Origin of the sequence: Pseudomonas sp. SHLD1, from assembly GCF_028640935.1 — a bacterium.
Lineage (GTDB): Bacteria > Pseudomonadota > Gammaproteobacteria > Pseudomonadales > Pseudomonadaceae > Chryseomonas > Chryseomonas aestiva.
The window spans coordinates 97,090-121,669 of record NZ_JAQZAD010000019.1 but is presented as its reverse complement, the minus strand read 5'-3'; the positions used below and the strand labels follow the sequence as shown (position 1 = coordinate 121,669).

Sequence of the window (24,580 nt, the reverse complement as noted above, 5' to 3'; positions counted from 1 at the left end):
AGGTCCTTCCGCCACTGCGCGCTCCGGTCGCAGGCAAAACGGCCCGGCCGACCCACCGCTGGAGCGGTCGGCATTGGCATTACCCGTCGACGCCAGGGATAATGCCCGCCCTTTAATCGATATCCAGGCCTTCGCCATGACCGATACCAACCAAGATCCCCGTTTGAGCCGCATGAAGCGTCGCCTGCGCAAGAAGCAGTACCTGGGCGAATTCCAGGAGCTGGCCTTTGAAATCAAGGTGAGCTTCAAGAACGAACTCAGCGAAGACGACCTGGACACCTTCCTGGGCGACTTCATCGACTACGTCGAAGAGCGCAAGCTGGACTACATCGGCGGCTTCGACAATGCCTGGGTCGAAGGCACCATCATGGCCAACAAGCGCTACACCTCGCCCACCGCGGAAGACCGTACTGCCCTGCTGGACTGGCTCAAGGCCCGCGCCGAAGTCGGTGAAGCCAACGCCTCCGAGCTGCACGACGCCTGGCACCACGACGGCGAAGTCTAAGAGACTGTTCGAAGGCTGCTGCGCGTCGGCCAAACTGCGTTGAAAATGGCTTCGGAATGCTCATTTACCACTCGTAAACTCCGCTTCCTCAGCCATTTTCGCCTTGTTTGGCTCTAGCTCGCGAGCCTTGGAACAGCCTCTGACTAGCCTTCGCCGGATAGCTTGGCGCCCGTTGCGGTCGTAAAGGGGAATCCGTTGGAAACCAGGTCCTCATGACGACCCTCCTGCAAATCTCCGATACCCACTTCGGCACCGAGCAACCCGCCGTGGTCGCGGCTCTGGAAGCCCATGTCCGCGAACACGGCGCCGATGTCCTCATCCTCTCCGGGGACATCACCCAGCGCGCCCGGCGCGAACAATTCGCCGCCGCCAAGACCTTTGTCGAACGCCTGGAAAGCCATGGCATTCCACAAACCCTGGTCATCCCGGGCAATCACGACCTGCCACTGTACAATATCTTCGCGCGTTTCCTGACGCCCTATGGCAACTATCGCCGCCATTTCGGCCAGGATCTGGAGCCCAGTTTCGAAAACGACGAGCTGTTGCTGGTCGGGCTCAACACCACCGCCCCGCAACGCCACAAGGATGGCGCGGTCAGCAGCGAGCAGATCGAGCGCGTGGCCGAGCGTCTGCGCCGCGCCGGTCCTGGCAAGCTGCGCATTGTCATCGCCCACCAGCCCTTCGGCGCCCTCGAACTCAGTGACCTGAGCAATCTGCAACACAACGCCGATCACGCCCTGGCCACCTGGGCCGCCGCCGGACTGGATCTGGTGATGGGGGGGCATATCCACCTGCCCTATGTGCTGCCGCTGAGTCGCCAGTACCCCACCCTGCCCCGCGAGGTCTGGATCGTCCAGGCCGGCACTGCCCTCTCGTCTCGCGTGCGCGGCACCTCGCCCAACTCCTTCAATCGCCTGCTGGTCGGCGAAGGGGCGGAAAAGACCGTGGACGTGGAACGCTGGGACTTCCAGGGCGATCGTTTCGTCGTCGGCGAGCGCCACGAACTGCGCTGGCAGGCTGCTCAGGACGCCCTGGCGAAACGCTGAGGCGTCCGGCCGGGGGCGCCGATGCGCGCTCCTGCGCACTTCCAGCAATGGAAATTGATTCAAGCTGTTGAAACGGCTGGCAGGCCACAGGCGCCACGTAGTCTTAGGACTTTCGGCAAGAGTGGCCTCCCATGGAATCCCTGACGCAATCGCTGCTTGGCTTTATCGAAACCCACCAGGCCTGGGCGCCGCTGCTGGTCGGCCTGCTCGCCTTTGGCGAATCCCTGGTGCTGCTGGGCGTCTTCATTCCGGCCACGGCCCTGCTGCTGGTGGTCGGCGGCCTGGCCGGCTCCGGGGTGCTCGCGCCGGTGCCGCTGGTGCTGGCCGCCATCGTCGGCGCCATCCTCGGCGACATCTGCTCCTACATCATCGGCCGCTGGCTCGGTCCCAGTATCGTCCACCGCCCGCCCTTTCGGCGCTATCGCAAGCAGGTGGCCAGGACCCGGCTGTTCTTTCGCCGCTATGGCTTCTTCGCGGTATTCGGCGGACGCTTCCTGACCATGATCCGCAACACCGTGCCCCTGGTGGCCGGGATGATGGCGATGAACCAGCTGCGCTTCCAGTCGGCCAATGTGCTCTCGGCCATCGTCTGGGCGCCGCTGATGATGGGCCCGGGTTATCTGGCGGCCAAGGGCGCCAACCACTTCAGCTTCGCCGGCAACGAGTCGCTGTGGATCGGCGCGGCGATCGTCGCCGTGCTGGGCGCCGGCGCCGCGCTGTTCTTCAAGCAGCGGCTGAAACGCGCCTAGCGACGGGCGGCCAGCGCCTCGCGCAGACGCTGGCGATTCAGCGGTACCTCGCGCAGGCGCAAACCGGTCGCCGCCGCCACGGCATTGGCGATGGCCGGGGGGATGGCGGCGGTAGTGGCCTCCCCCGCCCCTACCGCCGGTTCTTCCGGGCGATCGATCAATTCCAGTTCCAGCTCGGGCAACTCGTTGAAGGTCAGCGGCGGATAGGCACCCCACTCCAGGCTGGTCACTCCCTGGTGATCGAAACGCACCGCCTGCTTGAGGGTCCGGGCGATGCCCTGGACCACGCAGCCTTCCAGCTGATTGCGCAGGCCGTCCGGATTGACGATCAGACCGCAGTCATGGGCCACCACCACCCGGGTGACCCGGATCCCCGTCGCCTCGCTCACCGCCACCTCGACCACAGCGGCCACATAGGCGTTTTCGTTTTCGTAGTGCAGGAAGGCCAGACCCTGCCCTTTCGCCAGGGCACCGTCCCAGACCTTTTCCTGCCTGGCGGGTAGCTGCCAACCGGCCTTGGCGGTGGCGACCTGCAGCACCGCCCGCGCGCGAGGGTCCTGCAGATAGCGCAGGCGGAATTCCAGCGGATCGACCCCGGCCGCCAGGGCCAGCTCGTCCATGAAGGACTCGTTGGCGAAGGTATTGCCGACCGCTCCCAGGGCGCGCAGGGCAGAGGGTCGCAGTGGCGAATCCCCGGCTTCCAGCCAGTGGGTCGCCACCTGGACGTTGAGCAGGTCGTAGTCCAGCGGCGCATTGCGATTGCCACCACCCCGCCCACCCTTGAGCGGCAGGTTGTAGGCCAGCTGCCCGGCGAGCAGGGCAGCCTTGCCGGTCTGGCCATTGGGTCGGGTCAGGTGGGTGGGCGTCCAGTTGGCGAAGCGCCAGGCCAGCAGATCGCCGGCCGCGCCCAGGCCACCGGCCAGGCGCAGCAGCATGGCCGGGCCCTTGGGATTCCAGCCGTGCTCGTCGGCGCGACTCCACTGCACCCGCACCGGACGGCCGCACAGCCTGGACAGCAGCGCCGCATCGGCCGCCGCGTCATCGGCGCCGTTATGGCCATAGCAACCCGAAGCCTGCTGATAGATGACATGGATACTGTCTTCCGGCAGCGCCAGCAGATCCGCCAGTGCCGCCCGGAGCGGGTAGACGCCCTGGGTACCGCTCCAGACCGTGGCGCCGTCGGCACGCACGTCCGCCACCGCGCAGGAGGGACCGATGGAGTCATGGTTTTGATAAGGCCAGCGATACTCGGCGTCCAGCCGCTGCGCGGCATTCTCCAATTCGCCTTCAACGTCACCGGCCTCCTGCTGGATGTCGGCCGGTCCGGCCTTGGCTTCCAGCCGGGCATAGAGTTCGCCCGGCAGCGGCAGGTCCGGCACCAGGCTCCAGTCCACCCGCAGCGCCGCCGCGCCCTGTCGCGCCAGCCAGGGCTGCTCGGCCACCACCGCGACGAAGGCGCCTTCGTACACCAGCTGCGCGCCAGCCGGCAGCGCGCTGGCATCGATACCACGAAGGCTCACCCCCGCCAACCGCGCCGAACCGGTGCAGGGTGGCCGTACCATGCAGCCGTGCAGCATGCCGGGCAGGCGCAGGTCATGGACATAGTCGAAGCTGCCGAACAGCTTGGCGGGGATGTCCTCGCGCGGCACCGAGGTGCCGACCAGGCGGTAATCCTTGACGGCGCGGGTACGCACGGCCTGATTGACCAGCCGCCCCAGGGGCCGTCCGCCCACCAGCTCGCCATAGCTGACAGAGCGTCCGGTGGGATCGCCGCGATAGACCACGCGACCCTCCACCGTGTCCACCACCGCCAGATCCAACCCCAGGCGCCGCGATCCCTCCAGAAACAGGAATTGCCGCGCACTGGCGGCGGCCTTGCGCAACTGGGCGCCACCCACCTGCAGACTCTTGCTGCCGGCGGTGATGCCCTGGTCCGGGGTCAGCCGGGTATCGCCCTGGATCAGCCGGGTAGCGGCAAAGGCCACGCAAAGCTCCTCGGCCACGATCTGCCGCAGCGCCGTGCCGACCCCGGTACCCAGTTCCACCTTGCCGCTGTAGACGGTGACCTGGCCCTGGGCATCCACCGCCAGCCAGGCATCCAGCTGGCGCTGATCGAGGGTCTTGGCCAGGTCCACCGGGTCAGCCGGTGCAGGCAGCACCTGGGCGGCGACCGGCCGCTGCAGGCTGAAGCCCAGCAGCAGCACTGCGCTGCCGCCGAGAAAGGCACGGCGTGACAGCGTCATGCCGGAGCCTGCCCGTCGCGCAGGAGCACCGCCGCCCGCTTGACCGCACGCAGGATGCGATAGTGAGTACCGCAGCCACAGAAGTTGGCCGCCAGCGCCTGGCGGATCTGCGCGTCGCTGGGATCGGGCACGCGTTCGAGCAGCGCACGGGCGGTCATCACCATGCCGGGGATGCAATAGCCGCACTGCGCCGCCTGTTCCTCGATAAAGGCCTGCTGCAACGCGTGCGGCGCCTCAGGCGTACCCAGGCCTTCCAGGGTCAGCAACTCGCGACCGGCAAAGGAGACTGCCGGCAGCAGGCAGGCACGCACCGGCTTGCCATCCGCCAGCACCGTACAGGCGCCACACTCGCCCAGGCCGCAGCCGAACTTCGGACCCTTGAAACCCAGTTCGTCACGCAAGGCCTCCAGCAAGGGCATGCGCGGATCGACGTCGAGTTGTCGCTGCTCGCCATTGACCTTCAATTCGATGGCCGCCACCGCTATTTCTCTCCTTCGCGCGCGGCCGCCACGTCCGCAGGACGGATGTCGGCGGCGTGGCCGCCAAAGCGGCGGCCGATGTAGGTGGCCAGATCGGCCAGTTGCTGATCGCTGAGCACGTCCCGATAGGCTGGCATGAAGGCATGCTCGGTCCGCCCCTGGCGATCGAGGCCGTCGAGCAGGACGCGTACGAGATTGGTCCCGGCCGGATCGCGCACCGCCGAATAGTTGCTAAAGGAGCGCGGATAGGGACCGGCCGGCCCCCTGTCGTCCGGGGCATGACAGCTGGCGCAGGCGGATTGCAGCAAGGCCGCGCTTTCCGCCTCGGCAGCGGTGAGCGGCCCGGTTTCCCCGGGCGGCTGCACCTCGGCCCGCGCCGGCACCGCTCCGGGCTGCGCCGGCAGGGTCCGCAGATAGGCGATCAGGGCGCCGAGGTCCGCGTCGTTCAGATGGCGGGTACCGCCGCTCACCACCTCGGCCATGGGCCCCGCCGCCACGGCTTCGCCGCGCTGATGCCCTTCGCGCAGATAGCTGGCCAGCTTGGCATCACTCCAGCCGCCAAGGCCGCGGGGATCCGCGGTGAGATTCCAGGCAGTCCAGCCTTGCTGGGTCGCGCCGGCATAGGCCCGGCCGCTGTCGAGACCCTGGCTCCAGGTCCGCGGCGTATGGCACTCCTGACAGTGTCCCACCGCCTCCGCCAGGTAGGCGCCCCGCCCCACCTGAGCGTCCGTCACGGCGGGCAGTGGGCCCTGACGGAAGTTCAGCAATTTCCAGCCACGGATCAGCGCGCGCTGATCGAAGGGAAAACGCAGCGCGTTGGCCGGCGGTGCATAGGGTACGGGGCGCTGGACCTGCAGATAGGCGAAGATGGCCGCGATGTCCTCGTCGCTCAAGCGGGTAAAGGCCGTATAGGGAAAGGCGGGATAGAGCTGCTCACCCTCGCGCCCGATGCCTTCATGCAAGGCCCGGCGAAAGTCCTCTGCCGTCCAGTCACCCAGCCCGTGCTCGCGATCCGGGGTGATGTTGCTCGAATAGAGACGCCCGAAAGGCGTTTCGAAGGCGGCGCCCCCGGCGAAAGGCGCGCCATCGGGACGGGTATGGCAGCCCTGGCAATTGCCCAGGCGGGTCAGATATTCGCCACGCGCCAGGTTCGCCTCGTCGGCGCGGGCTAGCGCGCTGGTGGACAGGAGCAGCATCCCCGCCAGCAGGGGCAGGGCCAGGGATCTCATCAGCTCTCCTCGTGAAGTCGAACCGGACTGGCCGATTCCGCCGTGGCTTTGCCGTCATCCTAATCGTAGCGGCAAGCCGCCGTGGCGCTCGGCCCCGGAGGTGAGATACAGGCGACAGTTTCGGCCCGCACCTTGACGGCGGCCTTTACATTCCCACTCCGATCCGGCTGCGTCCTGATGCGAGCCTGGAGCGCTGCCTGCCTCGGACCCTGATTACCGTCACTCCGAACAGGAAGGAAACCACCCAAGATGCAAATTCCATAGGGGTGGTATTACTCAGCGCTTGGGCACGAAGCCATCGGGCTTGGCCGCCAGCCAGTCGACGAACTGGCGAATGCGCGCATCGCTGAGCAGCAATTCGCGGCTGTTGTATTCCAGCGCCAGGGTCTTTTCGTCGAAGGTCTGGTGGATATGGTTGTGGCAGGGTCGGCAGACCCAGAGGGTGGCGGTGATCCGGCTGATGCGGTCGAATCTCTTGCGCACGTAGGCCTTGTCGTGCAGCGAGCGAGGAATCAGATGATGGCGGGTGAGCGGCGCCGCCCGACCGCACAGCTCGCAGCGAGCCGGCTGGGGCGGCAGACGTATCGCCTGGGGCATGATGGGCTCCACACGGGCTGGATGCCCATTCGAGCCGCCCGGGCGGAACGGGGTTCAATAGCCGCCGGCGAGACTCGGCGTGACCAGCACCCGCTTGGCCTGCAGGTAGCTGTTCTGCCAGTAGGGCTTGGCCAGGCTGTCCAGGCGCACGGTACCGCCGGTACGTGGCGCATGGACGAAACGCCCTTCCCCGACATAGATGCCGGCATGGCTGACCTGACGACCACCGGCCGTGGCGAAGAAGATCAGATCACCGGGCTGCAGGGCGTTGCGCGCCACATTGGGCGAGCCGAGGGTGATCATCTCGCGCGTCGAGCGCGGCAGGGCCACGCCAGCCGCATCGCGATAGACGTAGCCGATCAGACCGCTGCAGTCGAATCCACCCGCCGGGGTGTTGCCGCCGTACCGATAGGGCGTGCCGACCAGGCCGATGGCCCGAAAGAGTACATCGTTGGCCGCCTGGGCCTGGCTTTCCAGCACGGGACGGGAGACGACCGGGGAGACCGGTGCGGGGGCCTGGGGCGGCCTGCCGGCACAGGCGGCCAGCAGTACAAAGGCGCAATACAATCCGAGGCGAGCCGCATGCGGCATTGGAGACATCCTTAGTTATCCATCGATCACCATCGGCCTGCCACGCAGACTCGACGGGTCCTCGAAGCGCACCGGCGAAGATCGCGGCGATACGCCTCAGCGCAATACGCGCTTGCCTTCCAGGAAACTCACCTTCCAGTACTGGTCGTTCAGGCTGTCCACCCGCACCCCGCCGCTACGACGACTGGAGGAATGGATGAACTTGCCTTCGCCCATGTAGATACCGGTGTGACTGACCCGGCCACGGCCGTTGCTATTGAACAGCAACAGGTCGCCAGGTTCCAGGTCATTCTTGCTGACTACCGGTACTTCGAGATCGATGATCTCGCGGGTGGAACGCGGCAGGGTCATACCGGCGCGCTCACGAAAGACGTAATTGACGAAACCGCTGCAATCGAAACCGGCCAGGGTGCTGCCGCCGCGGCGATAGGGTGTCCCCACCAGCTGAGTGGCACGATTGAGGATCTGGTCCGCCAGACTCGGCAGCGCCTGGCGCGGGCCGACCTCGCGCTCCCAGTCGAGCTGATGCGGCGACTGGGTATGAGGGAAGACCGGACGTTGCTGAGCACCCTCGGCCTCCACGGGCGCGGAGCCATTGCCAGCGCCACCCAGGCCATGCAGCGAAGCGGTCTGGAACGTCCGGGAGGGAGTGGACGAATCCTGGGTAGCGATGGTGTCGGGACTTTGCGGCGCACTCGCACAGGCGGCGAGCAGACAGACAAAAGACAGGGGCACGAGGGGTGCGAGGCGGTTCCTTGGCATGGGCACGACCGTGTCGTTTTTTCAAAGTTTCGACACCTTGCCGACGTGGATCACAGATGGCAAGTTTTTTTAGCCTTCGATGTGACTCAAAAGCCGAGGAAGGACGTCTACGGCCCTTTTTTTGAGCTGAACGGTCGCCAGGCCGCTCAGCGACGAGCGGTCCGGGTTGATCTCGATGAGGTCGCCACCCTGCGCCAGGGTCTGTCCGATCGGCGCCTGGATATAGCCGAAGGCAGCCGTGGTGCCGACCGCGATCACCAGGTCGAATCCCTCCTCCACCGCCTCCTGCAGACGCTGCAACTCGGTGCCCGGCAAGGCTTCCTCGAACAGCACCACGGGTGGCCGCAGAATGCCGCCGCAAGAGGGACAACGCGGCGGCAACGGACCGGCCAGGTAATCCTGAGCCGCCTCGACGGCCTGCGCGCAACTCATGCAGGCGAGCGGCTCCAGTTGTCCGTGGATCTCGATCAGCCGCTCCGCTGGAAAACCCGACTGCCGATGAAAGCCGTCGATGTTCTGTGTCACCACCCAACTGCCGGGATGTCGAACGCCGAAATCGGTGATCGCCTGGTGCGCCGCATTGGGCACGGCCGCGGCGCAGGCCCGGCCAAGTTGCGCCAGGTAGCGCCAGCAGAGCTCCGGACGCTGCCGGAGCATGCTGCCCGACAGCGCCGCCTCGATGGGGATGCCTTCCTCGGTGAGGCCGTTGTACAGCCCGCCGAGACCGCGATAGGTTGGCAGTCCGGAGTCGGCGGAAAGCCCGGCCCCGGTGATGAACAGCACCCGCCCGGCCCGCGCGAGCAGACCCCGGGCGCGTGCCAGGGCGTCGGTCAATGATTCACCGTCAGGGCCAGCATCACCGACAGCTGGCAGAGCGGACGCCCGCTCTGTTCCTGCCAGAGGTTGAAGGCCTCCTGCATCTTCTGCCGGTCGCGCTTGGCGGTGGGCGCCTTGTCGAGGATGTTCTGCGCCTTGAGCGCCGTCACCACATCGTCGGTCGCCAGGAAGGTGTCCTTGCCGGCCATGCGCAGGAATCGCTGCGCCGACAGGCCACCCAGCTGGTTGCCACGCTTGGTCAGCAGCTCCCACAGGCCGACGATGTCCTCTGTCGGCCATTCGGCCAGCAACTGGCCGAAGCTGCCGTGGCTGTGCTGGAAGTCGAGCACCATCTGGGCGTTGATCGGCACGCTACGCAATTTGCCCAGGTGGCGGATCAGCCGCGCATCCTGCATCAGCCGCTCCAGGCGTTCGCCGCCCATGAGCACCACCTTCTCCGGATCGAAGCCGAAGAAGACCTCCTCGAAGGCCGGCCACTTGGCATCCACCAGGCTGTGCTTGAGTCCGGCGCGAAAGATGCGGCGGGTCAGCAGCGACAGATAGCGGTCATCGCCCACCGACCTCAGGGTCGCGGCGTCCACCGGTTGTGGCAGTCGCGCTTCCAGGGCCGCGCGCGAGCCACAGCGGTTGAGGGCGTATTCGAGCAGCCAGGCGTAGTCCCGCATCAGAGATTCATCACCTGGACGAAGCGCGGCGTCGCACTGTCATCGATCTTGAGACTGGCGAAGTCGAACAGCTCGCGATCGGCCAGCTGCGAGGGCACCACGTTCTGCAGGGCGCGGAACATGATCTCGGTGCGCCCCGGCGTCTTGCGCTCCCACTCCAGCAGCATCTCCTTGACCACCTTGCGCTGCAGGTTTTCCTGGGAGCCGCAGAGGTTGCAGGGAATGATGGGGAATTCGCGCAGGACGGCGTAGGCCTCGATGTCCTTCTCGTTGCAGTAGGCGAGCGGTCGGATCACCACATTGCGGCCGTCATCGGCGCGCAACTTGGGCGGCATGGCCTTGAGGGTGCCGCCATGGAACAAATTGAGGAAGAAGGTTTCTACCATGTCGTCGCGATGATGGCCGAGCGCCATCTTCGTCGCACCGATCTCGTCGGCGAAGGTATAGAGGATGCCCCGGCGCAGGCGCGAGCACAGCGAACAGGTGGTCTTGCCCTCGGGGATCTTTTCCTTCACCACGGAATAGGTATCACGTTCCAGAATGTGGTACTCGACCCCCAGTTCCTTCAGATACTGGGGTAAAACGTGTTCAGGAAAGCCCGGCTGCTTCTGGTCGAGGTTGACCGCCACGATCTCGAAGCGAATCGGCGCGACCTTCTGCAGATGGAGCAGCATGTCGAGCAGGGTGTAGCTGTCCTTGCCACCGGACAGGCAGACCATGACCTTGTCGCCGTCCTCGATCATGTTGTAGTCGGCGATGGCTTCGCCGGTAAGACGGCGCAGGCGTTTTTGCAGCTTGTTCTGGTTGACCGAAAGGGTGCCCATGGATGAATCCGCGAAAGGAAAAAACGAAAGGCCGGCATTTTACGCGCAAAGCTTCCGCCGCCCTACCCCGAACGTCAATCCGCGGCGACCGGCAGCCATGAGCGAAACCCAGGCGCTCATGACGGCGCTCCATCAGGAACTGCTCGGGGCCCAGACCAGCCTGTCGGAGCACGAGTTGCTGCAGGCCCTGCGCCGGGCGGGTTCTCCCCTCGTGCCCCCGCGCCCGGTGACCGACAACTACGAACTCTTCCGCCTGCATTTTCGCGTCTTCAACGCCCTCTACCAGCTGCGCGACCAGTTGCGTGCCGAGCAACGCGCCGAACTGGTCATCAGCGCCCTGCGTATCGAACTGCGGCCCTATCTGCGCGCCCGGCCCGGGCTGATCGTGGCCGATCCGCTGCGCGCCTATTACCTGGACCTCACCCAGCTGGAGACCACCACGCCGGAAGACGTGGCCAATCTGCTCAATCACTTCTGGGCGCTGGTCAACGGCGAGTCCGAACTGCTGGAAGCCCTGCGCCTGCTGGGCCTGGACCGTTCGGCGGACTACGGCCAGATCCGCCGCCGCTATCGCCAGCTCGCCAGTCGTCACCATCCGGATCGTGGCGGCAGCACCGGTCGGCTGCAGACCATCAACGCGGCCATGGATACGCTGAGGCGGCACTATGGCCACCAGCCGACCGCGGACGCTAGGGCGCAGGCACGAGCTTCGGCATAATCATCCGCCTCGCCAGAGGTTGCCCATGCCTGAACAACTCCACGCCCGGGTCGAAGACTGCTATCGGCAGTCCGAGGCCTTCTTCAAACGTCGCTTCCCACGCCCGGACGTCAGCCTGGCCCTGCGCGGCCAGCGCGCCGGCGTCGCCCATCTCACCGAGAACCGATTGAGATTCAACGGGCAGCTCTATCAGGAAAATCGCGCTCACTTTCTCGAACAAACCGTGGCCCACGAGGTGGCGCATCTGGTGGCGCACCAGCTGTTTGGCGGCAGCATCAGGCCGCATGGCGAGGAGTGGCAGCTGATCATGCGTGGCGTCTATGGCTTGCCACCGGATCGCTGCCACACCTACGAATTGCCGCAACGGGCCCGCACCCTGTACCTGTATCGCTGCAACTGTCCGGACGGTCGCTTCGAATTCACCGCCCAGCGTCATGCTCTGGTGCGCAAGGGACGACGCTATCTGTGCCGACGCTGCCGCGGCCCCCTGGATTTCACCCGGGAAGTCATCCGCGGCTGACCCTGCCCTGCCGGGCCCGACCCGGGTTCCGGCAGACAGCGAAGATCATCAGCCCTGGGCGAAGACTTCGTCGAACAGGTTGTGCATCGCCAGGAAGGCACGCTTGGCCACCACCGGGTGATATTGCTGCTTGCCCGGATTGTTGGCTTCGGGATCGGTGAAGGAATGCACCGCGCCGCCATAGCTCAGCAGTTGCCAATCCACCTGGGCGGCATCCATCTCCTGGCGGAAGCCGGTGAGTTGCTCGTCCGGCACCATCGGGTCGGCGGCGCCGTGCAGCACCAGCACCGGACCGGTGATACGGGCCGCATCGGCCGGGTTGGGCGTATCCAGATTGGCGTGGAAGGTCACCACGGCGCTCAGCCGGGCCCCGTCGCGCGCCAGTTCCAGCGCCGCGCAGCCGCCAAAACAGAAGCCGATGGCCGCGATCTGGTGGACGTCCACCGCCGCTGTCTCGGCCTGGGCAAGCAGCGCCGCATGAGCCGCCTGCATGCGCTGGCGCAACAGCGCGCGATCGCCGCGGATCGGCGTCATGGCCGCCAGGGACTCGTCGGCGTTCTGCGGACGCACGTTGCGACCGTAGAAATCCACTACCAGGTAAGCCAGGCCGTCGGCCTCGGCCAGCGCCTTGGCCTGCTCGACGGCGCCATGGGACACCCCCATCCAGTTGGGCGCGAAGAGCACGCCTGGACGGGTCGGATTACTGCTGGTGGCGTACACCAGCTGGCTCTCGAACGGCTGACCATCGATTTCGTAGGCAACGGGTTTTACAGTGACATCGACCATGGGGTCCTCCAGAGGGTGGATAAGAAGAAGCCCGCCGAGGCGGGCTTCTATCTTCAAGCGGACAATTCCACCAGCAGTTTGTTTAACCGGCGGACATAGGCGGCGGGGTCCTTGAGGCTGTCGCCTGCAGCCAGCGCAGCCTGATCGAACAGGATGTGCGACAGGTCGGCGAAGCGGTCCTCGTCGGGCTCGCCATCGAGCTTCTCGATCAGCGGGTGCTGCGGATTGATCTCGAAGATCGGCTTGGAATCCGGCGCCTTCTGACCGCTGGCTTCCAGGATGCGGCGCATCTGCAAGCCAAGGTCCTGCTCGCCGATCGCCAGGATCGCCGGCGAATCGGTCAAGCGATGGGAAACGCGGACTTCGCTGACCTGGGCATCCAGGGCCTGCTTGAGGCGCTCCACCAGGCCTTCCTTGGTCTTGGCGACCTCTTCCTGGGCCTGCTTGTCTTCTTCGCTGTCCAGCTTGCCGAGATCCAGATCGCCGCGGGCGACATCGACGAAGTGCTTGCCGTCGAATTCGGTGAGATAGCTCATCAGCCACTCGTCGATGCGATCGGTCAGCAGCAGCACCTCGACACCCTTCTTGCGGAAGACTTCCAGGTGCGGGCTGTTCTTGATCTGGGCATGGCTCTCGCCAGTCAGGTAGTAGATCTTGTCCTGACCTTCCTTCATCCGGCCGATGTAGTCGGCCAGGGACACGTTCTGCGCATCGTCGCCATTGTGGGTCGAGGCGAAACGCAGCAGGCCGGCGATCTTCTCGCGGTTGGCGAAGTCTTCCGCCGGACCTTCCTTGAGCACCTGGCCGAAGTGGCCCCAGAACGACGGGTACTTCTCCGGCTCGCTCTTGGCCAGCTTCTCGAGCATGTCCAGCACGCGCTTGGTCAGTGCCGACTTCATGGAGTCGATCACCGGATCCTTCTGCAGGATCTCGCGGGACACGTTCAGCGACAGGTCGTTGGAGTCCACCACACCCTTGATGAATCTCAGGTACAGCGGCAGGAACTGGTCGGCCTGGTCCATGATGAAGACGCGCTGCACATAGAGCTTCAGGCCCTTGGGCGCTTCACGCTGGTAGAGATCGAAGGGCGCACGGGCCGGCACGTACAGCAGCGAGGTGTATTCGAGCTTGCCTTCGACCTTGTTGTGGCTCCAGGTCAGCGGATTCTCGAAGTCATGGCCGACGTGCTTGTAGAACTCCTGGTAGTCCTCGTCCTTGAGTTCGGTACGCGGACGGGTCCAGAGCGCGCTGGCACGGTTGACGGTTTCCCACTCGGCTGCGGTCGGCTGCTCGTCCTCGCCCCCCTGCTGCTCCTTGGGCAGCTCGATGGGCAGGCCGATGTGGTCGGAGTACTTCTTGACCACGTTGCGCAGGCGCCAGCCATCGGCGAATTCGGTTTCCTCGGGCTTAAGGTGCAGCACGATGCGGGTACCGCGCTCGGGCTTGTCGACGTTCGCGACCTCGAACTCCCCTTCCCCCTTCGACGACCAGTGCACGCCTTCGGCGGCGGGCTGGCCGGCACGGCGGGTGTAGACGTCGACCTGATCGGCGACGATGAAGGCCGAGTAGAAGCCCACGCCAAACTGACCGATGAGGTTGGAATCCTTCTTCTGGTCACCGCTGAGATTCTTCAGGAAATCGGCGGTACCGGACTTGGCGATGGTGCCGAGGTGGGCGATCACCTCTTCGCGGCTCATGCCGATGCCGTTGTCTTCGAGGGTGACCGTGCCGGCCTCCTTATCGAAGCTCAGGCGAATCTTCAGCGTATCCCCGCCTTCGAGCAGTTCGGGCTTGGACAAGGCCTCGAATCTGAGCTTGTCGGCCGCGTCGGAGGCGTTGGAAATCAATTCGCGCAGGAAGATTTCCTTGTTGGAATACAGCGAGTGAATCATCAGGTGAAGCAGCTGCTTCACTTCGGTCTGGAAGCCTAGGGTTTCCTTTTGAGTCTCCACACTCATGCTACGAACTCCGCTATCGATAGGTACGCACCAGATGCCTGGCGATGTCGCGGAGATGGGGGCGCCCGGTGACATTTCAACCTTGGCGCGCTCGGTTCGCGATGCAGGTAGGAATTTGCGCGATGCTTGGGCTAGACGCGGAACTTAACTTTTAACGGTGCGCTCGAACGGCTGTCGTGTAGTTCATAAGGAGAAAACACATGAAAAAGCCCTTCGCCATCGCCCTGCTCTTCACTGCCGCCTTCGGCCTCGCCGCCTGTGACAAGCCTTCCGAAAACAAGGCTCAGGATGCTGCCAAGACCGAACAGAAAGCCCAGGAAAACCTGAACAAAGCCGCTGAGCAGAGCAACAAGGCTGCTGAGCAGCGCAACGAAGCCGCCAACGAGGCTGCCAAGGAGCAATCCAAAGGCGAAGCCACCTCGGTCAGCCCGGCCACCGGTACCGCCAACGGCAATGCGCCGGCTACCCAGCCCAAGCCGTAAGCTGTCTGGATACGAAAAAAGCCCGCTTATGCGGGCTTTTTTGTGGACGGCTGATTCAGGAGCGCGAGGGATCCGGTTCGGCCTCGTCCTCTTGGACGCGTTCGCCAGGCCGCAGGCTTTCCAGCGCCAGGGCGGCAAGGCCCACCACCACGGCCGGCAACAGCCAGCCCAGACCCGAGTCGGCCAGCGGCAGCCACTGCACGGCTCCGCTCAGATAGGGCACCGTCAGGTGCGCAGCCTGCAGGCCATCGAGGATGCCAAAGGCCAGGGCCACCAGCAGCACCGGCCCGAGGATGCGCCCGGGCGCCGCCCAGCGGGCGGTGAAGAAGCTCATCACCACCAGCGCGATGCAGGGCGGATAGATGGCGGTCAGGATCGGTACCGAGATCTGGATCAGCTGGGTCAGGCCCAGGTTGGACACCAGCAGCGAGAACGCCGCCAGCAGGACCACCAGGCTGCGATAGCTGAACGGCAGGAATTCGCTGAAGAACTCCGCGCAGGCGCAGGTCAGGCCCACCGCCGTGACCAGGCAGGCCAGGGTGATCAGCACCGCAAGGAAGTCGCTGCCGACGCTGCCGAAGGTGTGCTGCACATAGGCATGCAGGACCTCGGCGCCATTGCTGGCATGGGGCACCAGCACCCCGCTGCCGGCGCCGAGCTGGAACAGACTCAGGTAGACCAGCACCAGCCCTGCCCCGGCAATCAGCCCGGCGATGATGGTGTAGCGCGTCAGCAGCTGCGGCGCTGTCACGCCACGGGCACGAATGGCGTTGACGATGACGATGCCGAATACCAGGGCGCCCAGGGTATCCATGGTCAGGTAGCCGTTGACGAAGCCCTGGGACAGCGCCCGCGAGGCGTAGTCCGGTGCCGCCGTGGCAGGACCGCCAGCCGGCCAGAACAGCGCTGCGCCGCCCAGCACCGCCAGCGCCAGGATCTTCAGCGGACCGAGAAAGCGCCCCACGGTATCGAGCAGGCGTCCCGGATAGAGCGAGACCACCAGCACCACCAGGAAATAGGCCAGGCTGTAGAGGAACAGCGGTATGGGTCCGTTGCCCAGCAGCGGCGCGACGCCGACCTCGAAGGACACCGTGGCGGTGCGCGGCGTGGCGAACAGCGGGCCCACCGACAGGTAGCAGACGATGGCCAGGGTGCGGGCGGCGGTCTGGCCGAGCGGTTTGCTCAGGGCGTCCATGCCGCCCCCGACGCGCGCCAGGGCGATCAGCGTCAGCACCGGCAGGCCGACGGCGGTCAGCAGAAAGCCCAGGGCGGCGCTCCAGACGTGCTCGCCCGCCTGCAGACCGACGATCGGGGGAAAGATGATGTTGCCCGCGCCGACGAACAACGCGAACGTCATGAATCCAAGGGCCAGGACATCCCGGCTTTGCAAAGCTTTCATGGAAGGCAGTACCAGCAATGAGGAAAACAAGGCAGCCCGCCCTCATGGGAGCAGGTCTTGGCAGGGCCACGGCGTGGCCGTTGGAGCGGAAGGTTGCCATCCTAACGAATTACCGGCGAAAAGGCAGCCGGCAGCTGATGAGGCGTCGCGGTCGCGCCCATGAAAAAGGCCGCCCGAAGGCGGCCTTTTCTGCCGTCAGTCAGGCTCAGGCCTTCTTGACTTCCCAACCGGTCAGTTCGGCCAGGGCCTTGCCGATGTCGGCCAGGGAACGCACGGTCTTCACACCGGCGTCCTGCAGGGCAGCGAACTTCTCGTCCGCAGTACCCTTGCCGCCGGAGATGATGGCGCCGGCGTGGCCCATGCGCTTGCCGGGCGGTGCGGTGACACCGGCGATGTAGGACACCACCGGCTTGGTCACGTTGGCCTTGATGTAGGCCGCGGCTTCTTCTTCAGCGCTGCCGCCGATCTCGCCGATCATCACGATGGCTTCGGTCTGCGGATCTTCCTGGAACAGCTTCAGGATATCGATGAAGTTCGAACCCGGGATGGGGTCGCCGCCGATGCCCACGCAGGTGGACTGGCCGAAGCCGGCGTCGGTGGTCTGCTTCACGGCTTCATAGGTCAGGGTGCCGGAACGCGACACGATACCGACCTTGCCCGGCAGGTGGATGTGACCGGGCATGATGCCGATCTTGCACTCGCCGGGGGTGATGACGCCGGGGCAGTTCGGGCCGATCAGGCGTACGCCCAGTTCGTCGCACTTCACCTTGGCATCCAGCATGTCGAGGGTAGGGATACCCTCGGTGATGCAGACGATCAGCTTGATGCCGCCCAGCGCCGCTTCCATGATGGAGTCTTTGCAGAAGGGAGCCGGCACATAGATCACCGAAGCGTCGGCGCCAGTGGCTTCGACGGCTTCACGCACGGTGTTGAACACCGGCAGACCCAGGTGGGTGGAGCCGCCCTTGCCGGGGGTCACGCCGCCGACCATCTGGGTGCCGTAGGCGATGGCCTGTTCGGAGTGGAAGGTACCCTGGCTACCGGTGAAGCCCTGGCAGATGACCTTGGTGTCTTTGTTGATCAGGACGCTCATTACTTACCCTCCGCGGCCTTGACGACCTGCTGGGCAGCGTCGGTCAGGCTGGTTGCCGCGATGATGTTCAGGCCGCTTTCGGCCAGGACCTTGGCACCGAGTTCGGCGTTGTTGCCTTCCAGGCGAACCACGACCGGCACCTTCACGCCAACTTCTTTCACCGCACCGATGATGCCTTCGGCGATCATGTCGCAGCGCACGATGCCGCCGAAGATGTTGACCAGAACGGCCTTCACGTTGCTGTCGGACAGGATGATCTTGAACGCCTCAGTCACGCGCTCTTTGGTCGCGCCACCGCCGACGTCCAGGAAGTTGGCCGGCTTGCCGCCGTGCAGGTTGACGATGTCCATGGTACCCATGGCCAGACCGGCACCGTTGACCATGCAGCCGATGCTGCCTTCCAGGGCCACGTAGTTCAGTTCCCACTTCTGCGCATGGGCTTCACGGGCGTCGTCCTGCGACGGGTCGTGGAAGGCGCGCAGCTTGGGCTGACGGTAGATGGCGTTGCTGTCGATGTTGATCTTGGCATCCAGGCAGTGCAGGTTGCCGTCCTTCTTGATCACCAGCGGGTTCACTTCCAGCAGCGCCAGGTCGTAGTCCTGGAACAGCTTGGCCAGACCGACGAAGATCTGGGTGAACTGCTTGATCTGGTCACCTTTCAGGCCCAGCTGGAAAGCCAGGTCGCGACCCTGGTAGGGCTGAGCGCCCACCAGCGGATCGATGGTGGCCTTCAGAATCTTTTCCGGAGTGTCGTGAGCGACCTTCTCGATGTCCACGCCACCTTCGGTGGACGCCATGAACACGATACGGCGGCTGGAACGATCGACCACGGCGCCCAGATAGAGCTCCTGATCGATGTCGGTGCAGGATTCGACCAGGATCTTGGTGACCGGCTGACCGTTGGCGTCGGTCTGGTAGGTCACCAGACGCTGGCCCAGCCACTTGGCGGCGAATTCCTTGGCTTCTTCCTTGCTCTTGACCAGCTTCACACCACCGGCCTTGCCACGGCCACCGGCATGTACCTGGGCCTTGACGACCCACTCGTCGCCGCCGATACGGCCGCAAGCCTCGTAGGCCTCCTGGGGGGTGTCGACAGCGTAGCCTTTGGAAACGGGCAGGCCGTATTCAGCGAACAGCTGCTTACCCTGATACTCGTGGAGATTCATGCTTGTCTACCGTCTTCGTTGGGTATTGCGCATTCGACGCTGTGCGTTCTCCGAGCCGTCCTCCGGACGGTCGCGGGCACCGCGCCACCTGTGACCCCTGCCCTAGTGGGGTGTCTAACACCCCACTAACAAGAGTCCGAGGTGCCTTCCTGCGGTGGAGCCCTGCGGCTCCACGGCGGTCGGCAACCCCGTGGTTCCGTAAATCCCTTACCGCTTCTTGCGATTCACTGCGTGGATCGCATGACCGTTCACCGCCAGGGCCGCTTCGTGCAGCGCCTCGGACAGCGTCGGGTGCGAGAACACCATCATGCCCAGGTCTTCGGCGCTGGAGCCGAATTCCATGGCGATGGCGCCTTGCTGCACCAGCTCCGCCGCGCTCGGGCCGACCACATGGACGCCCAGGACGCGATCGGTCTTGGCATCCGCCACGACCTTGACGAAGCCGGCGGTGTCGTTGGCCGCCAGGGCACGACCGCTGACCGCGAAGGGGAAGGTGCCGACATTGACTTCGACGCCTTCGGCCTTCAGGGCCTGCTCGGTCTTGCCGACCCACGCGATTTCCGGGTGGGTGTAGATCACCGAGGGGACCAGATCATAGTTCATCTGGGCCTTGTGACCGGCGATGCGCTCGGCAACCATCACGCCCTCTTCCGAGGCCTTGTGGGCCAGCATCAGACCGCGCACGCAGTCACCGATGGCAAACACGCCCGGCACGCTGGTAGCGCAATGGTCGTCGACGTAGATGTAGCCACGCTCGTCGCTTTCCACGCCGCTGTCGGATGCCAGCAGGTCGGTGGTGACCGGACGACGGCCCACGGCGACGATCAGACGATCGAAGGTGATCTGCTTTTCTTCACCGGCTTCGGTGTAGTTGACGGTGACTTCTTCGCCGTTGACCTGGGAGCCGGTCACGCGAGCACCCATGCGAATGTTCAGACCCTGCTTGGAGAGGATCTTGTAGGCTTCCTTGGATACCTGCTCATCGGCGGCGACCAGGAACTTGTCCAGGGCTTCCAGCACGGTGACTTCGGCACCCAGGCGGGCCCAGACCGAACCCAGTTCCAGGCCGATGACGCCGGCACCGATCACGCCCAGACGCTTGGGCACGCTCTGGAATTCCAGGGCGCCGGTGGAATCGACGATGACCTTCTGGTCCACCGGAGCCGGCGGGATGTCAATGGGACGCGAGCCGGACGCCAGGATGACGTTCTCGGCCTCGACCACCTGGACGTTGCCGTCCAGACCGGTGACTTCGACCTTCTTGCCGGACAGCAGCTTGCCGTTGCCTTCCAGCAGGGTCACGCCGTTCGCCTTGAACAGGGTGGCCACGCCGCCGGTGAGGTTCTTCACGATCTGGTCCTTGCGGCCGATCATGGTGGGCACGTCGATGGTGACGTTCGGCGCGTCGATGCCGTGGACCTTAAAGCCCTCGTGGGCCTCGTGGTACTTGTAGGAGCTGTCCAGCAGCGCCTTGGAGGGAATGCAACCCACGTTCAGGCAGGTGCCGCCCAGGGCGACCTTGCCTTCCTTGCCCTTGTAGCGCTCGACACAGGCCGTCTTCAGACCGAGCTGCGCGGCGCGGATGGCGGCCACGTAGCCACCAGGGCCTGCGCCGATCACCACTACGTCGAATTTGTCGCTCATACACTAATCCCCTTGGAGCAGCTTCAGGCAGGAAAACTTGAAGCGGTGCGTGGCCCCTGCCCCGCACCGCGAGAGCCGGATCAGATGTCCAGCAGCAGACGAGCCGGGTCTTCCAGCAGGTCCTTCATGGTGACCAGGAAGGTCACGGCTTCCTTGCCATCGATCAGGCGATGGTCGTAGGACAGCGCAAGATACATCATCGGCAGGATCACGACCTGGCCGTTCACCGCCATGGGGCGCTCCTGGATCTTGTGCATGCCCAGGATCGCGGTCTGCGGCGGGTTGACGATGGGGGTGGACAGCAGCGAACCGAAGACACCACCGTTGGAGATGGTGAAAGTACCGCCCTGCATGTCTTCCATGGTCAGCTTGCCGGCCTTGGCCTTCTTGCCGAAGTCGGCGATGGTGCCTTCCACTTCCGCCAGGCTCATGAACTCGGCGTTGCGCAGCACCGGAACCACCAGGCCGCGGTCGCTGGACACGGCCACGCCGATGTCCTGATAACCGTGGTAGACGATGTCGTTGCCGTCGATGGAGGCATTGACGCCCGGCTGGCGCTTGAGCGCCTCGGTGGCGGCTTTGACGAAGAAGGACATGAAGCCCAGGCGCACGCCATTGTGCTTCTTCTCGAACATGTCCTTGTACTTGGAGCGCAGGTCCATGATCGGCTTCATGTTGACCTCGTTGAAGGTCGTCAGCATGGCCATGCTGGACTGGGCTTCCACCAGGCGCTCGGCGACCTTGGCCCGCAGGCGGGTCATGGGGACGCGCTTCTCGGTGCGGTCGCCAGCGGCGGTCACCACCGGAGCGGCGGCGGCAGCGGGCTTGGCAGCCGGAGCGGCGGCGCCGGACTTCTTGGCCTCGACGGCGGCGACGGCGTCTTCCTTGGTGATGCGACCGCCCTTGCCGGTACCGACCAGGGTAGCCGGGTCGATGCCGTTCTCTTCGGCGATCTTGCGTGCGGCAGGAGCCAGGATCGGGTCCTCTTCACCACCGCCGGCCGGCGCGGCAGCCGGAGCGCTGGCAGCGGTCGGCTGGGCAGCCGGCGCGGCGGCAGCAGTGGCACCCTCTTCCACGCGAGCGATGACTTCTTCGCTCAGCACGGTGTCGCCTTCGTTCTTCAGGACTTCGGCCAGGACGCCATCGACAGGCGCCACGACTTCCAGCACGACCTTGTCGGTCTCGATGTCAACCAGCAGTTCGTCACGCTTGACCGCTTCGCCCGGCTTCTTGTGCCAGGTGGCGACGGTGCCGTCAGCGACCGATTCCGGGAAGGTAGGGGCTTTGATCTCGATAGCCATTCTATGAATTTCCTTAGTGATCTCTAGTAGTCGCGTGGCGAATCAAACGGAGAAAGCATCGTGCAGCAGTTTTTCCTGCTGCTCGGCGTGCATGGAGGCATAGCCGCAGGCCGGCGCGGCGGACGCATCGCGACCGGCGTATTCCAGACCCAGGCCTTGCTTGTAGGCGGACACGGCGCGACGCATGTGATGCTGGCTGCAGTACCAGGCACCCTGGTTCATCGGCTCTTCCTGGCACCAGACCACGCGCTCGAGGTTCGGGTAGCCCGCCAGTACCTCGGCCAGGTCGTCTTCCGGGAACGGATAGAGCTGTTCCAGACGCACGATGGCGATGTCCTGACGATTCTCGCTGCGGCGCTTCTCTAGCAGATCGTAGTAGACCTTGCCGCTGCACAGGACCAGGCGCTTCACCTGCTGGGCGTCGAGGGTATCCAGTTCGTTGATCACGGTCTGGAAGGAGCCATGGGCCAGGTCTTCCAGGGTCGAGATGGCCAGCTTGTGGCGCAGCAGCGACTTGGGCGTGAGCACCACCAGCGGCTTGCGCAGCGGGCGGATCACCTGGCGACGCAGCAGATGATAGATCTGCGCCGGGGTGGTCGGGACGCAGACCTGGATGTTCTGCTCGGCGCACAGTTGCAGGTAGCGCTCCAGGCGGGCCGACGAGTGCTCCGGACCCTGGCCTTCATAGCCATGGGGCAGCAGCATGGTCAGGCCGCAGAGACGACCCCACTTGATCTCGCCGCTGGTGATGAACTGGTCGATGACGACCTGGGCACCGTTGGCGAAGTCACCGAACTGGGCTTCCCAGACCACCAGCGCATTGGGCGTGGTGGTGGCGTAGCCGTATTCGAAGCCCAGCACCGCTTCCTCGGAGAGGAAGGAGTCGTAGATCTCGAACGACGGCTGGTCTTCGGCCAGGTGCTGCAGGGGCACGTAGGGGACAGCGTCCTTCTGGTTGTGCAGCACCGCGTGACGGTGCGAGAAGGTGCCACGCCCGACGTCCTGACCGGTGATGCGGATCGGATGGCCCTCGTGCAACAGGGTGGCGTAGGCCATGGTCTCGGCGAAGCCCCAGTTCAGGGGCAGGCCGCCAGCAGTCATCTTCTGGCGGTCTTCGAGGATCTTGCCGACCTGACGCTGGACCACGACGCCTTCCGGAACCTGCAGCAGCTTGTTGGCCAGGTCCTGCAGGGTCTTGAGGTCGAAGCCGGTGTCGTGCCGGGCGGTCCAGGCATGACCGAGGTAGGGTTTCCAGTCGACGAACAGGTCGCGATTGGGCTCCTTGACCAGGCTGGCCACGACGTGACGGCCCTCGTCGAGGGCGCCGCGATAGGCTTCGAACTGTGCCTGTACCTGCTCGGCAGTGACGACGCCGGCCTGGGTCAGGGCATCCGCATAGAGATCGCGGGTGGTACGCTGCTTGGCGATCTGCTGGTACATCAGTGGCTGGGTGCCGCTCGGCTCGTCGGCCTCGTTGTGGCCGCGACGGCGGTAGCACACCAGGTCGATGACGATGTCACGCTTGAACTGCATGCGGTAATCGACCGCCAGCTGGGTGACGAACAGCACCGCTTCGGGATCGTCGCCGTTCACATGGAAGATCGGCGCCTGGATCATCTTGGCGACGTCGGTGGCGTACTCGGTGGAACGCGCGTCTTCCTGGCGGTTGGTGGTGAAGCCGACCTGGTTGTTGATGACGAGGTGCAGGGTGCCGCCGGTCTTGTAGGCCCGGGTCTGCGACATCTGGAAGGTTTCCATGACCACGCCCTGGCCCGCGAAGGCCGCGTCGCCGTGGATGGCGACGGGTACGACCTTGTCGCCGGAGCGATCGCCGCGGCGATCCTGGCGGGCACGCACCGAACCTTCCACCACCGGAGAGACGATCTCCAGGTGCGAGGGGTTGAACGCCAGCGCCAGGTGGACTTCGCCGCCCTGGGTCATGACGTTGGAGGAGAAGCCCTGGTGGTACTTGACGTCACCGGAGCCCAGCTCGACCAGCTTCTTGCCTTCGAACTCGTCGAACAGGTCGCGCGGGTTCTTGCCCAGGGTGTTGACCAGCACGTTCAGGCGGCCACGGTGGGCCATGCCGATCACCAGCTCCTTGACGCCATAGGAACCGGAACGCTGGATGATCTCGTCGATCAGCGGAATCAGGCTCTCGCCACCTTCCAGGCCGAAACGCTTGGTGCCCGGGTACTTGGTGCCCAGGTACTTTTCCAGGCCCTCGGCGGCGGTCAGGCGCTCCAGCAGATGGGTGCGGACTTCAGGGGAATACTGCGGGCGGCCACGGACGCTTTCCAGGCGCTGCAGGAACCAGCGGCGCTCTTCGGAATCGACGATGTGCATGAACTCCGCACCGACCGTGCGGCAATATGTCTCTTGCAGCGCATCCCTGATTTCGCGGAGAGTTGCTTCCTCTTTGCCGATGAACAATTCACCGGTGCGGAAGGTGGTATCCAGATCGGCGTCGGTCAACCCATAGTGGTTGAGCAGCAGATCGGCAGGCGGCTGACGCTTCCACAGACCCAGGGGGTCGAGTTGGGCAGCCTGATGACCCTGCAGACGATACGCCTGGATCAGACGCAGGACTTCGACCTGCTTCTTCTCGTGTTCGGAACTGACGGTACCGGCCGAGACCGGTTGAGCTCGCCGCTGGTTCTTGCCCAACAGCACGAAATGGTCACGGATCGCGGAATGCGCGACGTCCGGCGAATTGCCAGTGACCGCGGGCAACTTCTGGAAGTAGGTGCGCCACTCTTCCGGCACAGCGTTGGCATCGTGCAGAAACAGCTCATAGAGCTCTTCCACATAGGCAGCGTTACTGCCGGACAGGTGAGCGCTGTCCCACAGTTGCTGCATCTGACTTTCGTGCATCTAGTTCACCCCTTCGGCAGAGATAGCATCAGCCGATGACCAGTCTCGACGCGAGACCTGGCCTCCCTACGGCTGCGCCAATGCCCGGATGCTGTTCCGGGTATCCCTGAAT

23 protein-coding genes are annotated in these 24,580 nt (G+C 64.9%); 6 read left to right on the top strand and 17 right to left on the bottom strand.

Annotated features, from left to right (window positions below; genetic code table 11):
• The first annotated feature begins 136 nt into the window (after window positions 1-136).
• From PVZ77_RS14630 to PVZ77_RS14620, 3 genes are all read left to right on the top strand, one after another.
• A complete protein-coding gene (locus tag PVZ77_RS14630; protein ID WP_007159230.1) occupies window positions 137-505 on the top strand; it encodes a YggL family protein in 369 nt (122 codons plus the stop codon).
• 212 nt (window positions 506-717) lie between these two features.
• Window positions 718-1,551, top strand: a complete 834-nt coding sequence (locus tag PVZ77_RS14625; protein WP_273809132.1) for a metallophosphoesterase family protein — start codon at window positions 718-720, stop codon at window positions 1,549-1,551.
• 131 nt (window positions 1,552-1,682) lie between these two features.
• Complete coding sequence (locus PVZ77_RS14620; protein ID WP_273809131.1) at window positions 1,683-2,300, top strand: DedA family protein; 618 nt, start codon at window positions 1,683-1,685, stop codon at window positions 2,298-2,300.
• Here PVZ77_RS14620 and PVZ77_RS14615 read toward each other — a convergent pair.
• The 9 genes from PVZ77_RS14615 to ttcA form a co-directional block, all read right to left on the bottom strand.
• Window positions 2,297-4,543, bottom strand: coding sequence for a molybdopterin cofactor-binding domain-containing protein (locus tag PVZ77_RS14615; protein WP_273809130.1), 2,247 nt, complete (start codon window positions 4,541-4,543; stop codon window positions 2,297-2,299). The two genes, PVZ77_RS14620 and PVZ77_RS14615, sit on opposite strands and share 4 nt — an antisense overlap.
• Window positions 4,540-5,022, bottom strand: coding sequence for a (2Fe-2S)-binding protein (locus tag PVZ77_RS14610; RefSeq protein WP_273809129.1), 483 nt, complete (start codon window positions 5,020-5,022; stop codon window positions 4,540-4,542). Before PVZ77_RS14610 ends, PVZ77_RS14615 begins: the two co-directional genes overlap by 4 nt.
• A gap of 2 nt (window positions 5,023-5,024) precedes the next feature.
• Complete coding sequence (locus PVZ77_RS14605) at window positions 5,025-6,251, bottom strand: cytochrome c (RefSeq protein WP_273809128.1); 1,227 nt, start codon at window positions 6,249-6,251, stop codon at window positions 5,025-5,027.
• 276 nt (window positions 6,252-6,527) lie between these two features.
• A complete protein-coding gene (locus PVZ77_RS14600; protein ID WP_273809127.1) occupies window positions 6,528-6,848 on the bottom strand; it encodes a hypothetical protein in 321 nt (106 codons plus the stop codon).
• A gap of 54 nt (window positions 6,849-6,902) precedes the next feature.
• Window positions 6,903-7,439 carry a C40 family peptidase gene (locus tag PVZ77_RS14595; RefSeq protein ID WP_273809126.1) on the bottom strand — a complete coding sequence of 179 codons (537 nt, stop codon included), beginning with the start codon at window positions 7,437-7,439 and terminating at the stop codon, window positions 6,903-6,905.
• A 96-nt stretch (window positions 7,440-7,535) separates the two neighbouring features.
• Window positions 7,536-8,174: a C40 family peptidase gene (locus PVZ77_RS14590; protein ID WP_405046231.1), complete on the bottom strand. Its 639-nt coding sequence runs from the start codon at window positions 8,172-8,174 to the stop codon at window positions 7,536-7,538.
• Window positions 8,175-8,270: 96 nt separating this feature from the next.
• Entirely contained in the window at window positions 8,271-9,035 is a 765-nt protein-coding gene (locus PVZ77_RS14585; protein ID WP_273809124.1) for an SIR2 family NAD-dependent protein deacylase, read from the bottom strand.
• Window positions 9,032-9,703 (bottom strand): DNA-3-methyladenine glycosylase I, encoded by a 672-nt coding sequence (locus PVZ77_RS14580; RefSeq protein ID WP_273809123.1) that lies wholly within the window; start codon window positions 9,701-9,703, stop codon window positions 9,032-9,034. The genes PVZ77_RS14585 and PVZ77_RS14580 overlap by 4 nt, the downstream gene beginning before the upstream one ends.
• On the bottom strand, window positions 9,703-10,527 hold the full coding sequence (gene ttcA / locus PVZ77_RS14575) for a tRNA 2-thiocytidine(32) synthetase TtcA (RefSeq protein WP_273809122.1): 825 nt from the start codon (window positions 10,525-10,527) through the stop codon (window positions 9,703-9,705). Before ttcA ends, PVZ77_RS14580 begins: the two co-directional genes overlap by 1 nt.
• Window positions 10,528-10,624: 97 nt before the next feature.
• On the opposite strand from ttcA, the gene PVZ77_RS14570 reads away from it, so the two are divergent.
• Window positions 10,625-11,245: a DNA-J related domain-containing protein gene (locus PVZ77_RS14570; RefSeq protein ID WP_273809121.1), complete on the top strand. Its 621-nt coding sequence runs from the start codon at window positions 10,625-10,627 to the stop codon at window positions 11,243-11,245.
• The gene (locus PVZ77_RS14565; RefSeq protein ID WP_273809120.1) at window positions 11,193-11,765 is read left to right on the top strand and encodes a SprT family zinc-dependent metalloprotease; all 573 of its coding nucleotides are present in this window, start codon (window positions 11,193-11,195) and stop codon (window positions 11,763-11,765) included. The genes PVZ77_RS14570 and PVZ77_RS14565 overlap by 53 nt, the downstream gene beginning before the upstream one ends.
• Before the next feature lie 48 nt (window positions 11,766-11,813).
• On the opposite strand, the gene PVZ77_RS14560 is transcribed toward PVZ77_RS14565, so the two are convergent.
• Window positions 11,814-12,551 carry a dienelactone hydrolase family protein gene (locus PVZ77_RS14560; RefSeq protein WP_273809119.1) on the bottom strand — a complete coding sequence of 246 codons (738 nt, stop codon included), beginning with the start codon at window positions 12,549-12,551 and terminating at the stop codon, window positions 11,814-11,816.
• Between the two features lie 53 nt (window positions 12,552-12,604).
• Window positions 12,605-14,509 (bottom strand): molecular chaperone HtpG, encoded by a 1,905-nt coding sequence (gene htpG / locus PVZ77_RS14555; protein WP_273809118.1) that lies wholly within the window; start codon window positions 14,507-14,509, stop codon window positions 12,605-12,607.
• A 200-nt stretch (window positions 14,510-14,709) separates the two neighbouring features.
• Between htpG and PVZ77_RS14550 the strand changes: the two genes are divergently transcribed.
• A complete protein-coding gene (locus PVZ77_RS14550) occupies window positions 14,710-14,991 on the top strand; it encodes a hypothetical protein (protein WP_007159246.1) in 282 nt (93 codons plus the stop codon).
• A gap of 55 nt (window positions 14,992-15,046) precedes the next feature.
• Here the strand turns inward: PVZ77_RS14550 and brnQ are convergent, their stop codons facing one another.
• The 6 genes from brnQ to PVZ77_RS14520 all read right to left on the bottom strand — a co-directional run bounded on the left by brnQ (window position 15,047) and on the right by PVZ77_RS14520 (window position 24,468).
• On the bottom strand, window positions 15,047-16,390 hold the full coding sequence (brnQ, locus tag PVZ77_RS14545) for a branched-chain amino acid transport system II carrier protein (RefSeq protein WP_273809117.1): 1,344 nt from the start codon (window positions 16,388-16,390) through the stop codon (window positions 15,047-15,049).
• Window positions 16,391-16,595: 205 nt separating this feature from the next.
• Window positions 16,596-17,483 (bottom strand): succinate--CoA ligase subunit alpha, encoded by an 888-nt coding sequence (sucD, locus tag PVZ77_RS14540; RefSeq protein WP_133859671.1) that lies wholly within the window; start codon window positions 17,481-17,483, stop codon window positions 16,596-16,598.
• Window positions 17,483-18,649 (bottom strand): ADP-forming succinate--CoA ligase subunit beta, encoded by a 1,167-nt coding sequence (gene sucC / locus PVZ77_RS14535; RefSeq protein ID WP_064306646.1) that lies wholly within the window; start codon window positions 18,647-18,649, stop codon window positions 17,483-17,485. The genes sucD and sucC overlap by 1 nt, the downstream gene beginning before the upstream one ends.
• A gap of 207 nt (window positions 18,650-18,856) precedes the next feature.
• Window positions 18,857-20,293, bottom strand: coding sequence for a dihydrolipoyl dehydrogenase (gene lpdA, locus PVZ77_RS14530; RefSeq protein WP_133859672.1), 1,437 nt, complete (start codon window positions 20,291-20,293; stop codon window positions 18,857-18,859).
• An 80-nt stretch (window positions 20,294-20,373) separates the two neighbouring features.
• Window positions 20,374-21,594: a 2-oxoglutarate dehydrogenase complex dihydrolipoyllysine-residue succinyltransferase gene (gene odhB / locus PVZ77_RS14525; protein ID WP_273809116.1), complete on the bottom strand. Its 1,221-nt coding sequence runs from the start codon at window positions 21,592-21,594 to the stop codon at window positions 20,374-20,376.
• A 42-nt stretch (window positions 21,595-21,636) separates the two neighbouring features.
• Window positions 21,637-24,468 (bottom strand): 2-oxoglutarate dehydrogenase E1 component, encoded by a 2,832-nt coding sequence (locus PVZ77_RS14520; RefSeq protein WP_273809115.1) that lies wholly within the window; start codon window positions 24,466-24,468, stop codon window positions 21,637-21,639.
• Between the last annotated feature and the right edge of the window lie 112 nt (window positions 24,469-24,580).

What these genes read in the sequence shown, in the direction of transcription:
- ttcA (WP_273809122.1), bottom strand. Translation starts at nt 10,527, where the DNA reads ATGGGCACCCTTTCGGTCAACCAGAACAAGCTGCAAAAACGCCTGCGC.
- PVZ77_RS14630 (WP_007159230.1), top strand. Translation starts at nt 137, where the DNA reads ATGACCGATACCAACCAAGATCCCCGTTTGAGCCGCATGAAGCGTCGC.
- PVZ77_RS14565 (WP_273809120.1), top strand. Translation starts at nt 11,193, where the DNA reads ATGGCCACCAGCCGACCGCGGACGCTAGGGCGCAGGCACGAGCTTCGG.
- sucD (WP_133859671.1), bottom strand. Translation starts at nt 17,483, where the DNA reads ATGAGCGTCCTGATCAACAAAGACACCAAGGTCATCTGCCAGGGCTTC.
- PVZ77_RS14560 (WP_273809119.1), bottom strand. Translation starts at nt 12,551, where the DNA reads ATGGTCGATGTCACTGTAAAACCCGTTGCCTACGAAATCGATGGTCAG.
- htpG (WP_273809118.1), bottom strand. Translation starts at nt 14,509, where the DNA reads ATGAGTGTGGAGACTCAAAAGGAAACCCTAGGCTTCCAGACCGAAGTG.
- PVZ77_RS14625 (WP_273809132.1), top strand. Translation starts at nt 718, where the DNA reads ATGACGACCCTCCTGCAAATCTCCGATACCCACTTCGGCACCGAGCAA.
- PVZ77_RS14570 (WP_273809121.1), top strand. Translation starts at nt 10,625, where the DNA reads ATGAGCGAAACCCAGGCGCTCATGACGGCGCTCCATCAGGAACTGCTC.
- sucC (WP_064306646.1), bottom strand. Translation starts at nt 18,649, where the DNA reads ATGAATCTCCACGAGTATCAGGGTAAGCAGCTGTTCGCTGAATACGGC.
- odhB (WP_273809116.1), bottom strand. Translation starts at nt 21,594, where the DNA reads ATGGCTATCGAGATCAAAGCCCCTACCTTCCCGGAATCGGTCGCTGAC.
- PVZ77_RS14600 (WP_273809127.1), bottom strand. Translation starts at nt 6,848, where the DNA reads ATGCCCCAGGCGATACGTCTGCCGCCCCAGCCGGCTCGCTGCGAGCTG.
- PVZ77_RS14595 (WP_273809126.1), bottom strand. Translation starts at nt 7,439, where the DNA reads ATGCCGCATGCGGCTCGCCTCGGATTGTATTGCGCCTTTGTACTGCTG.
- brnQ (WP_273809117.1), bottom strand. Translation starts at nt 16,390, where the DNA reads ATGAAAGCTTTGCAAAGCCGGGATGTCCTGGCCCTTGGATTCATGACG.
- PVZ77_RS14580 (WP_273809123.1), bottom strand. Translation starts at nt 9,703, where the DNA reads ATGCGGGACTACGCCTGGCTGCTCGAATACGCCCTCAACCGCTGTGGC.
- PVZ77_RS14520 (WP_273809115.1), bottom strand. Translation starts at nt 24,468, where the DNA reads ATGCACGAAAGTCAGATGCAGCAACTGTGGGACAGCGCTCACCTGTCC.
- PVZ77_RS14550 (WP_007159246.1), top strand. Translation starts at nt 14,710, where the DNA reads ATGAAAAAGCCCTTCGCCATCGCCCTGCTCTTCACTGCCGCCTTCGGC.
- PVZ77_RS14620 (WP_273809131.1), top strand. Translation starts at nt 1,683, where the DNA reads ATGGAATCCCTGACGCAATCGCTGCTTGGCTTTATCGAAACCCACCAG.
- PVZ77_RS14615 (WP_273809130.1), bottom strand. Translation starts at nt 4,543, where the DNA reads ATGACGCTGTCACGCCGTGCCTTTCTCGGCGGCAGCGCAGTGCTGCTG.
- PVZ77_RS14605 (WP_273809128.1), bottom strand. Translation starts at nt 6,251, where the DNA reads ATGAGATCCCTGGCCCTGCCCCTGCTGGCGGGGATGCTGCTCCTGTCC.
- lpdA (WP_133859672.1), bottom strand. Translation starts at nt 20,293, where the DNA reads ATGAGCGACAAATTCGACGTAGTGGTGATCGGCGCAGGCCCTGGTGGC.